Consider the following 16,377-nt stretch of genomic DNA (forward strand, 5'->3'; position numbering starts at 1 on the left):
ATATTTTGCGGCATTTTGGCGATCGCTATGTAATTAATTTTGCTTAGGTACTTAGTATTGCTAAGATAGCGATCGCTATTATATCTACTAGCTTGTGAGAGCTTCTGGTCACAACCCTCTGGTCTGGTATCTTGCCAAAATGCTCTTCTATTGACTTTTTCAGGGATTCTCTGGTCATGGGAATAAAATATCTTATTTTCCCATTTTTCCCCTTACTCGTTTGATGCGATTACCCTGGATAATGCAGGGTGGCATCGAAGTAAGAAGATCAAAGAAATCGAAGGACTTAGAGTAGAGTTTCTTCCTCCTTATTCTCCTGAATTACAGCCTGCTGAAAGATTATGGTCATTATTAGATGAACCATTAGTTAATCAAAGTTTTGAAAATATTGATGAGATTGAAAATATTCTAGCAAAGCGTTGCAATATTCTTAATAATATGCAGAAAGAAATATGATTTTAAAAAATGCGATCGCCAATAAAATAGTTTTTATGAAATGTCCTGAATGCAAATCAACCCACATCAATAAAAACGGTAGAAAGCGGGGAAAACAGAATTATATTTGTGTCAATTGTCAAAGACAGTTTTTAGACTGTTATCAGATTCAAAGAGGTTATTGTGACGAGTTCAAACGTGAATGTTTGACCATGTATGTTAACGGAATGGGTTTTCGGGCAATTGCAAGAGTCAAAGGAATAGACCATGTCACAGTTATTAACTGGGTAAAGCAAGTAGGATAACTATTGCCTAATGCTTATCACCCAGAAAATACACCCCAAGTAGGAGAACTGGACGAATTAGAGACATTTGTGGGTTTAAAAAGCGGTGCGACCCCAGAGAGGTTTCCTCGCTATGGGAACGCGCACCAAGACAAAACAAAATCTGGCTGTGGACTGCTGTAGATCATTTTCAACTTGGTATTTTGGGATGGGTTCTCGGAAATCATAGTGCTGAAACTTTTGAGCCATTATGGGAAATAGTCGAAAAATGGCAATGTTATTTCTATGTCACTGACGGCTGGAAAGTATATCCCCAATTTATTCCCGATGGCGACCAAATTGTTAGCAAAACTTATATGACCAGGGTGGAGGGAGAAAACACAAGGTTAAGGCACTATTTAGCTCGATTACATCGTAAAACTCTTTGTTATTCAAAATCATTAAATATGCTTGAGCATTCAATTAGATTGCTTCTTCACTATTTAAAGTTCTCAGATGTTCCAGTGCCTTATGTCACAAAACACATTTCTTCTTAGCGATCGCTTGATAGTGAAATCATACCTTGATTCACCAACGCCGCAAATATCGTAGGTGTAACTGTAGCAGATATTACTAGCGATGATTTTATCACCATTTAACGGATAGCATCTACTGCTGCTTCAAGAGCGATCGCAATATGCGTCCAGTGCGTACCTCCCTGACAGAAGGCAATATATGGTTCTCTCAAAGGACCATCTGCCGAAAACTCGGAGGTACTCCCATCTACAAATGTCCCGCCAGCCATTACTAATTTGCTTTCATATCCAGGCATTGAGGCAGGAACGGGTTCTAAATAAGAATCTACAGGAGAATTCTGCTGAATTGCTTTACAAAATGCTACCAGTTTTTCAGGAGAATCTAGCTGAATCGCTTGAATAATATCTCGACGGGGTTCAAAGGGTAAAGGATTGACGGGATATCCTAGTTGTTCAAACACATAAGCGATTAAATGACTTCCTTTAATTGCCTCTCCCACCATGCCTGAAGCCAAAAACAAACCTTGATACATCAGACGATTTTGATCTAAAGTCGCCCCTCCACTACTACCGATTCCTGGTGCGGTTAAACGACAGGCTGCCATTTCCACCAACTCCTTCTTCCCTACAATATAGCCCCCCGCAGTTACAATAGTTCCCCCAGGATTTTTAATTAATGAACCTGCCATCAAATCTGCACCCACCGCAGTAGGTTCTAGAGTATCAATAAATTCTCCATAACAATTATCAACAAAACAAACTGTATTAGGATTTTGTTGCTTAACGATTTCAATAATTTGGCGAATATCTTCGATTGATAAACTTTTTCGCCAAGTATAACCACAAGATCTTTGAATTAATACCAAGCGAGTTTGGGTTCTAACTGCTGTTTTCAAACCCTCCCAGTCAATTTTGCCCGTCTCAGTAAGATCCAATTGACGATAATCAATTTGAAAATCTTTTAGGGAACCCTGATTGCTTCCCCGCAAGCCAATTGCTTCTTCTAGAGTATCGTAAGGCGCGCCAGCTACTGCCAACATTTCATCTCCTGGTCGTAATACCCCATATAAAGCACACGCGATCGCATGAGTTCCAGAAACAAACTGAACTCGAACCACTGCTGCCTCTGCACCCATAATTTGAGCAAAAACCTTGTCTAGAGTATCCCGTCCGAGATCGTCGTGTCCGTATCCGCTAACGCTTGCAAAATGATGTACTCCGACTCGATTATTGCGAAATGCTGACAAAACTTTTTTCAGATTTTGCTTGACCTGAGTGTCAATACCAGAAAAAATCGGTATTAGTGCTTTTTCTGCTTCTTCAAGCAGATATTGAGTATTCATATTTATTTCAGTGGAATTATTAGTTTTGTTTTGGGTCTTGCACCAAAATTTATTTATATTACTGTTATGACCAATTTCAGATTTCAGACAGTTCCATTGAATAACATTTTTTGGGGTCAGCAAGTAAAAAAATTAATATTTTTGCTTTCTGTCTTCTATTTTTAAAGTGTTTTTTGCAAAATACACAAAAGTTACATAGAGTTGAGACTTAGGTTATTAAATGACAGTTGCTACATCAGAAAGAATCCCTCCTGCTTGGGGGACGGTTGTATACATGGGTATAATTCACTTTATAGCTTTATTTGCCCTAATTCCTAGCAATTTTAATTGGAATGCTTTGGGAGTTGCTTTTGTTCTATATGTAATTACCGCAGGAGTAGGAATCACTTTAGGCTTTCATCGCCTTGTTTCCCATCGCAGTTTCACAGTCCCAAAATTATTAGAATATTTTTTAGTTTTTTGTGGCACATTAGCGGGTCAAGGAGGACCTTTAGATTGGATTGGACTGCATCGCATTCATCATCAATATTCTGATAAAAAATTAGACCCTCACAACTCTTTGAAGGGTTTTTACTGGAGTCATTTGGGTTGGATGTTATGTCAAAATCCTGCCAATGAATATATCCCTCGCTATACCAAAGATATATCAGGCGATCGCTTTTATCAATTTTGCCAATACGGCATGATTCCCATTCAAATAGTTTTAGCCGCTATTCTTTACTATTTTGGCGGCTTGCCATTTGTAATTTGGGGCATTTTTGTTCGTTTAGTAGTAGTATTTCACTGCACTTGGTTTGTTAATAGTGCAACCCACAAGTTTGGCTACAAGAGTTATGATTCTAAAGATACATCTCTCAACTGTTGGTGGGTAGCATTATTAACCTTTGGGGAAGGTTGGCACAACAACCATCACGCCTTTCAATACTCTGCACGTCATGGTTTAGAATGGTGGGAAATAGATCTAACCTGGATGATGGTTCAAACGCTCTCTTTCTTTGGTTTAGCAAAGAATATCAAGCTACCTCCAAGTAAAGCGAAAATATTGTAATGAAAAGATTTGCAGCTATTAGCTATTGGCTATTAGCTGTTAGCAATAATTAGATATCCTTTGCTTTCTAAAAATTATTCCATTTCCAGTTTTAAAGAAGGCATCAGGCGTTGTAGATTTTTCAATGATTTGCCTTGCCAAGGATTTTTTTTTGCTCCAATTACTACCATTTGAATATTTTTGCGTCGGCGAATATTAATCACAAATTTAGATAAAATACTAATTCCCGAACTATTAAGAAAATTGAGTTCTTTTAGATCTAAAACAATTTTTTCAGGTTCTTGTTGTGCAACATTGTTGAGTAATTCAGTAATCGAAGCGTATTCAGCAGTACCATTAAGACGTAAAGAGCCATCGAATACAATATTATTAGATACCTCATCGTATACGACTTTGTAATTTTCAGTTTTAATTTCCATTGTCATCTCTAAAAAATTGATATTGAATAAATTAGCTCAATTGTTTGGAACTTTAAATCACCTAGATTGAAATAAACAGTTATCGTACAGCTATCTTAGCCTTTTCGAGACACCGCGTTATGCGAAGCGGTATCCTTTAGGACGCCGTAAGGCGCAAACAAAGGCGCATAGTTCGCCGTATGTAATGCTCGAATTGAAAAGATTTTGCTGCCAAAAAATTAAATAAAAGCCGTAAAACTATATTCTTAGCTGTACCATTGTAGTGACTGCCATTTCAGTCGATTTTTGTGCTAAAGATTCAAACTTCCAGCCTAATCTTGCTCCATAATCATTGAGCATAGTTAATAGTCCCAAACCAGATTCTTCACTGTATTCTTCCAAAGCATTTTTTTCCAATTGCGCGATATATAATTCTTCAGGATCGCCACTCAATAAGGTTTCAATACACTCTTGAAATTGAAGAGTCTGTTCTACTTGAACACTGTTAGTAAGTTGAAAAATAATTAAATCTGGATTGAGATGAATTTGAATACTAATAGGAAAAGGAGACATTTCTACACCATATTTCATTGCATTTTCCAATAGTTCGTTAGCAATATAGCTAACAGCACCTTTAACTTCTGCTTGTTTGTCCCATTCTACTTGTTGATGTTCGTTACTTAAGAAAAAAGTGCTGAGATAGTCTGCCAAAAAATCTGCTGACAAACAATTGTTACGCCATCTTTGACGCAGAGGAATTGAACCAGGAGAGAAACTAAGAATTAAATATTCTTGACTGGGGGGTAAATTTTGAATAAAATCGCCCAATATTTTTTGAATAGCGGTATTGCTAGTATTAGTATTCATATAATTTTAGATAGTTAAGAATTCAATATTATTGACAGTTGCGAATAATATCTATTTTTGTTTGAGGACAACCAGAGTTATGTCGTCGTATACCTTTTCTACTCCAATATGCGATCGCAAGTTTTCAATTACCGCTTGTCTAATATCTTGCGCCGACTCTTGCCAATTTTGCTGAACAATTGCACATAGGTTTTCTAGTCCATAGTGTATCCCCAAATTATTTTCCGCCTCTGTGATCCCATCGGTATAAAGTATTACTACATCACCTTGATGTAAATTTATTTGTGCTTGGAAGACAAAATCTTCAATAGTTTCTTCCAAACCGATTGGAAATCCTAAGTCAATCGTGTCTACTCTTTCAACTGTCCCTCCAGCACGAATTACTAACATCTCTTCATGTTGACCGCTTAAATTTAAAACACCTTCGTGATAATTAACCAAACATAATGAAAGATTTTTATCAGAGTCCATACGCTGCACGTTTTTGTAAATTGTGCGATTAAGGACTTCAAAAAACTTTTTGGGATCGGTTTCGTTGTTTTCCATTAAAGTACGAACGGCAGTTTGTACCATCAACATTAGAACACCACTTTCCAAACCGTGTCCCGTAACGTCTCCAATCCCAATAGTGATTCTTCCATGATGCTGGAGAACATCATAGTAATCTCCACCAACTTCATCAGCAGGTTCCATGAATCCAGCAATTTCTAAACCTTCAATTTGGCTTAGTTCTTGTTCTTTAGGTAACAGCATCATTTGTAGACGCTGAGTCACTTCCAATTCAGTACTAAGACGCATATTTTCAGCTTTTAGACATCCATTGAGAGTTTTTATTTCTTCATTAGCTAAAGCTAGCTTATCCAAATAAGATGATTCTTGATCGCGGAGTCTTTTTTGCTCCAGACAAGCTCCTAGTCTCGCTTTTAATAGAGTTGGATTGAAAGGTTTGGCTAAATAATCCGCCGCACCCATTTCAATACATTTAACAACGCTATCAATCTCATCCAATGCGGAAATCATGATAGTGGGGATATGTCGCCAAGCTCCTGCACGAATCCACTTAAGGACTTGATAGCCATTGATTTCTGGCATAATAATATCAAGCAAAATTAAATCGTAAGCCCCTGTTTTAATTTTCTGAATAGCTTGTCTTCCATCCCTTGCCACAGCAGCTTTATATCCTTGTGTCTTGACCTGGCGAGAAAGCAAATCGCGATTGGTGGCATTATCATCCACAATCAAAATCGTGTATTTACTAGGATCTAAAGGTTGTTCGTCTTCTTGTGCCAGCAGGACACCCGAATCAATGATAATATCTATCTCTGATATTGTTTCTGGTTCGAAAAAATAATCTTCCTCGACGACTTGGGGTGGGATTTTTGGAGAAATGGTCAAACTATTTTTTCCAGGAGAAGTTTTGAGTAAATTATTAATTTCTTCTAATAATTTATTCGCGGCAAGATTAATTTTTTCTACATCAGGGACTAACTCTGTTTCAATTGTAGGAATCAACTGCTGGCAATTGTTAATAACTAAATTTGTTAATTTTTGCAGTTGAATTTTTAGCTCAGGATTGGTAACAATTTGTTCCCATTCGAGTTCGCTTGTGGGTGGTATTGCAGGATTGAGAAAATTATTAATTGAGACTAGTAATTCAGCACCACAGTCGCGAATCTCCTCTAGCTCTTGAAGATAAGGAGGATCTGAACCTAGATCTTCAAACTCTTCAACAATCATCTCACTATAGCCAATAATGGCATTAATCGGCGTACGTAATTCGTGGCGCAGATGAGATAAGGATAACTGGGACTGGCTATCTGTAGTCATTTGAAGTATGGTCTAATTAGAAGAATCATGTTCAATTAGGTATATCAGTTAACAATCAATCAACTTAGCTATCTGGCAAAAAAGCTTTAATTTTAGTTAACAAGCGAGATAATTCGATCGGTTTAGTATCATAGTCATCACAGCCAGCTTGAATAGCTTTTTCACGATCGCCAGACATTGCGTGAGCAGTCAAAGCAATGACTGGTATAGATTGAGTGACAGAATCGGCTTTGATATTTTTGGTAGCTTCCCAGCCATCCATGACAGGCAAACTCATATCCATCAAGATCAAATCTGGCATGATAGAATTCGCCATTTCTACTCCTTCTAAGCCATTTACGGCGATATTAACCTCATAACCCCTGCGTTCTAACCTTCGAGACAACATATCTCGATTCATTTCGTTGTCTTCAACCAATAGTATTTTCGGCATAATTTTGAAAAACTGTAATTATTGAAATTTAATAAATTTAATTTTTAGCTGGCGGAGACTTTAGTAGAAATTGATTTACTTGGGGCTTCATTTCGTGAGCGAGCGATCGCTTCATCTAATAAATGACTTACTTCGTCGAATAATCTTGAGCGTTGATAGGACCCCTTTTCAAAAATCTTATTCACATCACCGTTTAATTTTTGGCGGTCTTGATTGGTAATTGTTTTGGCAGTTAAAATAATGACAGGAATAGAACTAAACTGTTGATCTTGTTTGAGGCGGTGAACTAGTTCAAAACCATCCATCTCAGGCATCATCAAGTCCGAGAGAATTAATCCTGGGGTCTGAATACATTCTTTTAGCTTGAGTAATGCTTCCTTGCCGTTTTCTGCTTCAACAACTTTCCAGTTTTCCGCTCTTAATTGACGACATAACATTTCTCGAATTCCTGGATCGTCTTCTACAACCATAATTGAATTAGTATTAAAAGCTGGCTTAAATTTATCCAGAATAGTTTCTAATTTTTTACTATCAATCGGCTTGAGTAAATATTCCGTAGCACCTAAGGCATAACCAAGATTTTGATCATCAACCATGGTCATCATAATTACGGGAATATCTGCCGTTTGATGATGGGCTTTGAGAGATGTCAATACTGACCATCCATCCATTCCTGGCATCATTACGTCTAGGGTAATTGCTTCGGGTTTTAGTTTTTTGGCTAACTCAATTCCTTCCGTGCCACTCTTAGCTGTTTTTACATTAAATCCTTTTTTGCTCAAGAAGCGTTTGAGCAAGTCGTGAATTGTCGGATCGTCATCAATGACTAAGATGGTATTTTTTTTGTTCAATTGCTCTTCTTCTCCCATCTTTGAGGTTAAAGTATCAGAGGAATTGTTGGGTTTTGATTTGCTTGAGTCAACTACTCTGACTGGAAGATAAATAATGAAAGTCGAGCCTATTCCTATTTCGCTTTCCACTTTAATATCTCCTCCCATCATTTGACAGAATTTTTTAGTAATTGCTAAACCCAATCCAGTCCCGCCATATTTACGGGTAGTAGAAGCATCAGCTTGTGTAAAAGCTTGAAATAGTTTATTCATTTGGGCTTGGTTCATGCCAATGCCAGTATCTTTGACTTTAAAAACGATAAACTGCTGTGTTTTAATGATTCGCAAACTCACATCTAGGCTAATTTTGCCTTTTTTAGTAAACTTGCTGGCATTACTTAACAGGTTAAACAAGCTTTGACGCACCTTAGTTAAATCCGCGTGCATCACATCCAAACTTTCTGCCAGATTAGTTTCTAAAGTATTTTGGTTTTTTTCTATCAGAGGACGAATAGTGGAGACTGTTTCGTCAATCAAACTTTTGATCTTAAAGTTTTCTAAATACAACTCCATACGACCAGCCTCGATCTTGGAAAGATCGAGAATATCGTTAATTAGATTTAGAAGATGTTTCCCTGCACCATGAATTTTTTGCAAGTCGGGAACAAAATCATCTTGTCCAATATCTTCTGCTTCCTCCATCAGCATTTCGCTATAGCCAATGATCGCATTCATAGGAGTCCGCAATTCATGACTCATATTAGCTAAAAATTGGCTTTTTGCTTGATTGGCTTTTTCGGCATCAGCCATACTTTTAGCCAACTCTGCGGTACGCTCCCTGACGCGAATTTCTAAATCTTTTTTTTGTTGTACTAATTCTACTTGTGCTTGACGCAAAGTTTTTAGGGTACGAGAAAGTTTATTAGTCCTTTCTTCAACTCTTTTTTCTAGCTCTTGGTTGAGTTTTGTTAAAGATCCTTCTACTCTCTCCCGTTGGAGAATTTCTTTTTTGAGCATTCTATTTTGCCCTTCCAAAGTTCGAGCTAAATTGCGTAGTTGCAACTGTACTCGGACTCTTGCCAGTACTTCTTCACGTTGAAAAGGCTTAGTAATATAATCGACTGCACCAAGAGCAAAACCCCTAACTTTATGCTCGGTATCAGACAAAGCAGTCATAAATATTATCGGGATATCAAAAGTATCGGGATTAGATTTAATCTGTTTACAGGTTTGATAGCCATCAATTCCTGGCATCATTACGTCAAGTAAAATTAGCTCTGGCTTATAATACTGAATCTGTTCTAAAGCCGTCTCGCCATCGATCGCGACTGCTACTTGAAACCCAGCTCTGGTGAGAGTTTCTGATAATACTTCCAAATTATTGTGGTTGTCATCCACAATTAAAATGCTATGAGAATTCGCACTTTCAGTCATTGTTTATACTTCCTTGCTCTTAAATACGTTTGTAGTCGCTAATCATTCGCTCTCACCATAGTTTTATAAATATTCTTCAATAAAAGTTTTAATTTGTTTTAGTCTGAAGTTTTTGGCATATTCTCGTACAGTTTTAGCAAATGGTAAAAATTTCGAGTCCAATTCCTCGATCCGCTCTATTTCCCCTAACAAGTCATTAATTAGGCCTTTGCGACTTAAATCGTGTAGTATTGCTACATCTTCAGGAGAAGGAGGAATAATGGGCAAAGATTCTTGAATATAGGTAGATTTTTCAATAATTGTTTCGTCTTCGAAATTAAATTCTCCTTCTCCTTCGTAAACCCACTTCAAATTGAGATGTTTTTCTAATGACTGCAATAAAACGTCTTTTTGAATTGGTTTTGGTAAGAAATCATTCGCTCCAGCCTGAAGGCTTTTCTGGCGATCGCTTTCAAATACGCTAGCAGAAGAAACAATTACCTTTAAATCCTCAGAAATTTCATCAGATTGACGTAGTTTAGCCAGCATTTCATGACCATCCATTACGGGCATTGCTAAGTCGGTAATAATTAAATCAGGTTGCCATTTTAATGCCTTAGTCAAGCCATCTTGACCATTTTCAGCTTCCATCATGGAGAAACCAATAGGTTCTAGTAAATTGACCATTACCGAGGTATTTTCCCAGCGATCGTCTACTACTAAAATTTTGCATTTTTCTCTTTGGAAACCAATAATTTTTCCTTTAAGAGCAGCATTTCGAGCAACTTCTTGCCAATTGCTAGTCTCTTTGAGGTCAATTTCAAACCAAAATGTAGTGCCTTGATTTAGTTTGCTGGTAGCCTGCAACTCTCCACCCATCATATTGACAATATTTTGACTGATAGCCAAACCCAGTCCCGTACCCTCCGCTTGCTTTTTGACGCTTCCTACCTGCTCAAAGGGCAAAAATATCTTTTTGATATCTTCGGGGTTCATGCCAATGCCACTATCTTTTACTTCAAAACGAATAGTATGTTTATTAGATGCATCTGGGCTGGCTGATTCGTTAGTAACCATTAATTCGACGCTACCTTGTTCGGTAAACTTGATTGCATTACTCAGCAAGTTCATAATTACCTGACGCAGCATTTTTTCGTCAGCTTCAATTCCCACGGGCAAGTTAGGATCTGATTCGTAAATAAATTCAACTCCTTTTTGCTCTGCTTTGATTTGGCAAATTTCGACCACACCCTGAACAAAAGAGGGAAAGTGTAGCTCTACTGGATGCAGTTCCATTTTTCGGGCTTCGATTTTAGAAAGATCCAGAATATCGTTAATCAAAGTCAACAAATGAGTACCACATTGATTGATAATATCGATTCCTTTTTTTTCTTTGCCTTCAATAGAGCGCGATTGCTGTAAGATTTGAGCATAACCCAAGATACCGTTGAGGGGAGTTCTTAGTTCGTGACTCATGTTGGCTAAAAATTCGCTTTTGGCTTGGTTGGCAGAATCAGCGTCTTCTTTGGCTTCTTGAAGCTCTATGGTTCTTTCTTGGACTCTATTTTCTAGTTCGATGTTAGTTTGGGCTAAAGCAGTAAATGAGGAGCGCAACTGCTCTGCCATACGGTTAAAAGACTGAGCCAAAACACTTAACTCGTTGACCTTGAATTCTTCGTCTACTTTTTGTTCTAATTTTCCACTTGCGATCGCTTCTGAAGCTTCATTGAGTTGCAGAATAGGCTTGGTAATCCAGCGAGAAGTATAAAATCCTGATGCGATCGCTACACCTAACGCTAACAAACACAACATAATAGTAGAACGGGTGTTAGCATTAATTTGAGCCATAAAATCAGACTCAGGCACAGCCACTACCATCAACCAGTCTAAACCTAACTCATCCTGCCAGGGTGTTACCTGAACAAACTGACGCTCTCCATCAAGTTTAAAGCTTAGTTGTTGGGCAGTTTTGATTTTTTCCAAATCGCCGAATTTTTCTTGTAAATATTCAACAGTATTTCTAATTAAAGGATCGGTGCTATTTCCCGCTTTGATTCTTTGAGGTTTATCACCTATTATTTTGAATGGTGCTTCGTCCGCCGAATCACCAATCAGCAAACCATTACGTTCGACAATAAAAGTTTTCGCCGATGGACTGACTTTTAATTGACGCAAAAAATCGCTTATTTGGGTTAATTGTTGCTCTACTGCAAGAACACCAATTAATTTTTTATCTCGATCATATATGGGCGTACTACTTGCTACTGAAAGAATATAGGGTTCTACTTGCCAATTATAAACAGGACTCCAAACAGCTTTTCCTTTCTTTACAGCAGCTTTATACCAGCCTTCGTCTTGAAGAGAAAACTTACCATCAACAACTGTCTCTCCTACATCTAAAATCTTTTTGACACGCTTTCCATTTTCGCCAGGTTGATAAACATGAAGATGAGTGTCTCCCAATTTCTCTTTGTTAACTTCATCAATAGTTACTCTTTCATCCCCAAAAAAATGCCCCGAAGCTATATGAACTCCAGAGTCATAACCCAAAAGAATATATCCAACATCAAAAGTGTGGACTTGTTTCCAGAAAAAACGAGTTATGTCATCTGTGTTATTTAGATCCAGTAAACCCAAATTGATTGCATTTAGATTATTTTCTACGACTCTAGGAGGGCTTTTCATATAGCTATCGAGACGTTGATCTATACGCTGACTAACTTCAGTGCGCAGTCTGCTTGCAAGATCGTTTACTGCTTTTTGTCCATTTCTTAAAGAAAAATATCCTGTAAGTCCCACCGCAGCGAAAATTTGTAATACAAATGGCAAAATCAAAATTTGCCTTAATGGAAGTTTTTGAGAACGATCTGGTTTTGAAGTTTGATTAGAAATTTCTTTGGCTGACATGTGTATAAAATTTAAAATATTTTTGCCGATTCACAAAGACACAGCAATAAGCTAGTTATTATGTATAGTTCCCAAATCAAACCTTAAATTCTCATCCCATACAAAAAAACAAATAATATGTGCTATGAATGTTTTTGTTGACGAACTTTGTTGTGGTTTCTTTTTAATTTTTTGTGAGTGGTTTTATTGAAAATTTTGGAACGATGCAATAAAATAGTCAAAGTTAAACTCAGACAAAATAAATAGAAGGGATAAATAGATCTTAAAGACCAAGAACCGATAGCTACTAAATTAAGGGAATTAGCAATTAAGAAAATTGTCCATGAGAAGCTACTTTCTTTTTCTGGTTCATAATAAGATTTGACTACAGTTGGAACTGCCCCAAACATGTCAATTATTATAGTAAATAATAAAGCAATTGAAGCTGAGTTAAATAGTTGCCATAATATGACGCTAAGAATCACTCCAAAAAAGCAAAATTTATCTAATTTATCCCATCCACCTTCACCAAATTTGATAGATAAAACTGCCATTATGATTTGACATAATGTATAACAAGCTAGTAGCCAAATTGCACTATCAAAATTTGATTCGGAATAATAGTAGCTGATAATTTGTATTATTCCTAATAATCCCCAAACCCACCAAGTAGCTCTATTTGGTTTAGTTTTTCCTTGCAAGGTTGTAATTATATAGGGGAGGTAGCCCAATAAACCAACGAAACCTGCAATAATACCAATTAATGTTAAAGACATATCTTTTATTTTGTGAGATTAAATTTATACGTATAAAATTCAGACATATGGCTAAGTAAAAATAGCGATGACAATATATGTAAATTTAGATAATAAAAACATTCTGTTCTATAAGCTTCCCTATAATAAATTGTAACTAATAGCAAGAATAGATAGACGATTTTGATCACACTTATTATTAGAATATTTTTAAATTCTTTCGTAAAAATTAATTTTAAAAGCAATAAAAAAGAGTTGAATTAACTCAACTCTTTATAACTATCAATTATTTTTCATCTACTAAGCAATGGTAAGAATTTGAGAAGTTTCAGATACTTGATTCATTTCTAAACACTCTTTGAATATTTTTCTGAATAAACTCTGTTGTAATTCAACAAAAGATTTGAATCCTTCTACTGCCCATTCAGTAAGCTGTTCTTCTGATTCGGGACGATATTTTAGTACCATGTTAAGTGCATTTAAAACGTGAACGAAATGTTTAGCTTCTGCACCAGTACCTTCATATTTACCGTGAATTAGGATGTAACCCCAAGGAAGATAGCGGTGTTTGCCAATTTTAGTCGCTTTTGTTTCTTGTTCTAGGTAGCGATCAAATCCAATTCCTTCATTTTCATAACGAATAATCATATCAAGCAAAGCATATTCGCGATCGCCCATTAATTCAGAAGCAGCATGGAAACCAATTGCTTTAACCAAAGACTCTGCATCGCCAGGTGTACCCTGGTATTTAGCCATAGTTTCTTGGCAGATTTCATCTAACCATTTAGGTACTTGGGCTACTGCATTACGCTCCTTAGTAGAAAGTTGGGCGTAGTCACCTAATGTTTTGTCTAGCAATTGAGCTAGTTCGCGATGAGTAATTTCATGAGAACCTTCATCAGAGGCTGCAATCATTATTTCGGCTGAGATTTGAAATCCGCGATCGGCTTCTTCTTTTACTGCAACCGTAGGATCGTTAAACAGATAGCGAGACATTGCGATCGAGCTAGCTAAACGAGCAATTACAGAAGAGGCATAACCGTTAAAGTACATATATCTGTGAAAGAACTGATATAAGGCTTGAGGATCTTTAGCGGCTAAACGAATGGTAGAGGAAACGGTATTATCTAATTCTGCGAAATCATATAATTCTTCAAAATAGCTTTCAGTAAATTGTGCCATGTTTATTTATAAAATATTTTTCGTGGTAAAAAGACTAAGTTACATTTACTTTTTTATCTTTGTACATATATATTCGGGCATTTGTTTGAGTTGTCACACGATCTTACGCACAAGAATAAAGTGATTCTAGTCACACTAAAATAGCGATCTCCTCTGACTTTTTTACTGTATAGATCTTCTAATTAGTAATTTGATAGTAACATATGAATAAGAGATAAAATAGTCAGACTCGAATATATTATTGGCGTAAACTCAAAGGTTAAGTGCGATCTCAATACTACCTGTGGTGTAATCGCGATCGCACTTAGAAATAGATATTAAATATTAAATAGCTCAGTTTTAAACTATCTGATAGTCTGGAATGCAATTGTGTTCCATATAAAAGCGATATTCATTTTTAGCGCGATCGCATTGTTCGTCAGTCCAACCGCAGTGTTTTTGTAAGGTTTCGGTGATTGCGGGTAATAGATCCATGCCATAGTGACCATTCATTGCCAGAGTTGTACGACGACGTAGAATATCGACCAGGGTGTGGGCTAATTCGTATTCTACTGCATAAACTACCTGAGCTTTGATATCGGGCAGATTTGGGCTAATTTGCTTTCTGAGTTCGGGGTTCTCTTTGGTTAGGGAAAGAACTTCCATTGCATTTGCACCATAGCTAAAGAATAGATGATCGATTGTGTTGACAGAAAGAATGGGGCTATATTCAGTAATGGCTTGTTGAATTCGTTCGTCGCTGGGTAAAATGCAGCCTGGGAGGGGTAAAGAGTCGGTACGACAGGGTTGAGGAGATCTTTTCATTCGCTTGAAAATCTCATTTACCATTTCTTCACCCACATTGCGATAGGTGGTTAGTTTTCCGCCAATGAGAGTAAGCAGATTGTTTACTCCTTCTGTTTTATGGTCAAAAATTATATGTTTGCGGGTAATACTTCCTGGCTTTTTACCTTCGGAGTTGGGTAAAGGGCGGACTCCAGAATAGGTAAAGACAACATCATCCCGTTTTAAATTGGCTGTGGGAATAATATTGTTAGTTTCTTGTAATAAATAATCTATTTCATCGTTGTTGGCTTTGATATTTTCGATATTTTCTTTGTAGGGTAAGTCTGTCGTACCGATTAAATATTTGTCCAACCAAGTCAAAATAAAGAAAGGACGACCATCAGATTTTGCTTCTACATATAGGTTTGATTTGGGCGCGCCAGGGAAAGGTTCGACTACTATATGGCTTCCTTTCGTCCCGCCATTCTTTTTCCCGTCGCCGATAGTAACATCTTCTCCTGCTTTATTTCCTCTTTGGCACACATTATCGATCCAAGGTCCAGCAGTATTAATTATCACTGCATCTTTACTGGCGGAAATTGTTAAACTTTCTCCCGTTAGTTTATCTTTGCAGACAAGATCGCTGATACGTTGTTCTTCAATTTTAAGTTCCATTACCTCCACATAGTTTAATACTGATGCCCCAGCATTTTGCGCGGAGAGGACATTTTCTAAACAAAGACGTTCGGCAAAAGTTACTTGTCCGTCATAATACTGGGCCCCACCAGCTAGTTTGTCTTTATCTATTGAACGAAATATTTGTTTGAATTTCTCTTGGGGTAGCATCCGATGGGAAGGAAGAGTTTTATCAAAGCTAAAGACGTCGTAAAGAATCATTCCCGCCCAAATTTTCCAATAGGGACGAGAGCGATCGCGATATACAGGAATAGTAAGCTGTAAAGGGTTAACTAAGTGTGGTGCGGTATGTAATAATACTTCTCTTTCTTTGAGAGATTCTCTGACTAAGGGGAATTCAAAGTATTCTAAATAACGCAAACCGCCATGAATGAGACGACTAGACCAACTAGAACTTCCGCTAGCAAAATCACTTTTTTCGATTAGGATAGTTTTTAAACCTCGTAAGGCTGCATCTCTCGCGACACCCGCACCATTAATTCCGCCACCGATAACGATTACATCGTAGTTTGTTTGTTGAATTTGAGCTAAGTCTCGCATAAAGTAGATAGTTATTATTTGGATATTTTTGTTAATTTATCTATAACTTAGCTGAATATTGACGATTTGATCCCGAGAATGTGTATTAGAATCTAAAATTTTGCTAGATTTCGCGATCGATAATTAAGGAACAGTTTTAACGGTTATTCCTGTTTAAATG

Annotated in this window: 12 protein-coding genes and 1 pseudogene; 3 read left to right on the forward strand and 10 right to left on the reverse strand. The window is 37.1% G+C overall.

What is annotated here, in order from left to right; translation table 11 throughout:
* The first annotated feature begins 234 nt into the window (after nucleotides 1–234).
* Both I4641_RS10230 and I4641_RS10235 read left to right on the forward strand, forming a co-directional pair.
* Nucleotides 235–456 (forward strand): transposase, encoded by a 222-nt coding sequence (locus tag I4641_RS10230; RefSeq protein ID WP_439655339.1) that lies wholly within the window; start codon nucleotides 235–237, stop codon nucleotides 454–456.
* A gap of 35 nt (nucleotides 457–491) precedes the next feature.
* Nucleotides 492–1,255 (forward strand): annotated as a pseudogene (locus tag I4641_RS10235) (IS1 family transposase).
* A 98-nt stretch (nucleotides 1,256–1,353) separates the two neighbouring features.
* On the opposite strand, the gene I4641_RS10240 reads toward I4641_RS10235, so the two are convergent.
* Nucleotides 1,354–2,577, reverse strand: a complete 1,224-nt coding sequence (locus tag I4641_RS10240; RefSeq protein ID WP_229640419.1) for a methionine gamma-lyase family protein — start codon at nucleotides 2,575–2,577, stop codon at nucleotides 1,354–1,356.
* A 220-nt stretch (nucleotides 2,578–2,797) separates the two neighbouring features.
* On the opposite strand from I4641_RS10240, the gene I4641_RS10245 reads away from it, so the two are divergent.
* The gene (locus I4641_RS10245; RefSeq protein ID WP_229640420.1) at nucleotides 2,798–3,625 is read left to right on the forward strand and encodes an acyl-CoA desaturase; all 828 of its coding nucleotides are present in this window, start codon (nucleotides 2,798–2,800) and stop codon (nucleotides 3,623–3,625) included.
* A gap of 74 nt (nucleotides 3,626–3,699) precedes the next feature.
* Here I4641_RS10245 and I4641_RS10250 read toward each other — a convergent pair whose 3' ends face one another.
* From I4641_RS10250 to glpD, 9 genes are all read right to left on the reverse strand, one after another.
* Nucleotides 3,700–4,044, reverse strand: coding sequence for a slr1659 superfamily regulator (locus I4641_RS10250; protein ID WP_229640421.1), 345 nt, complete (start codon nucleotides 4,042–4,044; stop codon nucleotides 3,700–3,702).
* A gap of 237 nt (nucleotides 4,045–4,281) precedes the next feature.
* Nucleotides 4,282–4,863 (reverse strand): slr1658 family protein, encoded by a 582-nt coding sequence (locus tag I4641_RS10255; RefSeq protein ID WP_500814682.1) that lies wholly within the window; start codon nucleotides 4,861–4,863, stop codon nucleotides 4,282–4,284.
* Between the two features lie 78 nt (nucleotides 4,864–4,941).
* On the reverse strand, nucleotides 4,942–6,717 hold the full coding sequence (locus I4641_RS10260; protein WP_229640423.1) for a SpoIIE family protein phosphatase: 1,776 nt from the start codon (nucleotides 6,715–6,717) through the stop codon (nucleotides 4,942–4,944).
* A gap of 64 nt (nucleotides 6,718–6,781) precedes the next feature.
* The gene (locus I4641_RS10265; protein WP_229640424.1) at nucleotides 6,782–7,150 is read right to left on the reverse strand and encodes a response regulator; all 369 of its coding nucleotides are present in this window, start codon (nucleotides 7,148–7,150) and stop codon (nucleotides 6,782–6,784) included.
* A gap of 44 nt (nucleotides 7,151–7,194) precedes the next feature.
* Nucleotides 7,195–9,414 carry a response regulator gene (locus I4641_RS10270; protein WP_229640425.1) on the reverse strand — a complete coding sequence of 740 codons (2,220 nt, stop codon included), beginning with the start codon at nucleotides 9,412–9,414 and terminating at the stop codon, nucleotides 7,195–7,197.
* 63 nt (nucleotides 9,415–9,477) lie between these two features.
* Nucleotides 9,478–12,300 (reverse strand): hybrid sensor histidine kinase/response regulator, encoded by a 2,823-nt coding sequence (locus I4641_RS10275; protein ID WP_229640426.1) that lies wholly within the window; start codon nucleotides 12,298–12,300, stop codon nucleotides 9,478–9,480.
* Between the two features lie 122 nt (nucleotides 12,301–12,422).
* Nucleotides 12,423–13,055 (reverse strand): hypothetical protein, encoded by a 633-nt coding sequence (locus tag I4641_RS10280; RefSeq protein ID WP_229640427.1) that lies wholly within the window; start codon nucleotides 13,053–13,055, stop codon nucleotides 12,423–12,425.
* 279 nt (nucleotides 13,056–13,334) lie between these two features.
* On the reverse strand, nucleotides 13,335–14,216 hold the full coding sequence (locus I4641_RS10285) for a hypothetical protein (protein ID WP_229640428.1): 882 nt from the start codon (nucleotides 14,214–14,216) through the stop codon (nucleotides 13,335–13,337).
* A 339-nt stretch (nucleotides 14,217–14,555) separates the two neighbouring features.
* Nucleotides 14,556–16,217 (reverse strand): glycerol-3-phosphate dehydrogenase, encoded by a 1,662-nt coding sequence (glpD, locus tag I4641_RS10290; protein WP_229640429.1) that lies wholly within the window; start codon nucleotides 16,215–16,217, stop codon nucleotides 14,556–14,558.
* Nucleotides 16,218–16,377 lie beyond the last annotated feature (160 nt).

Origin of the sequence: Waterburya agarophytonicola KI4 (genome assembly GCF_020640915.1) — a bacterium.
Lineage (GTDB): Bacteria > Cyanobacteriota > Cyanobacteriia > Cyanobacteriales > Xenococcaceae > Waterburya > Waterburya agarophytonicola.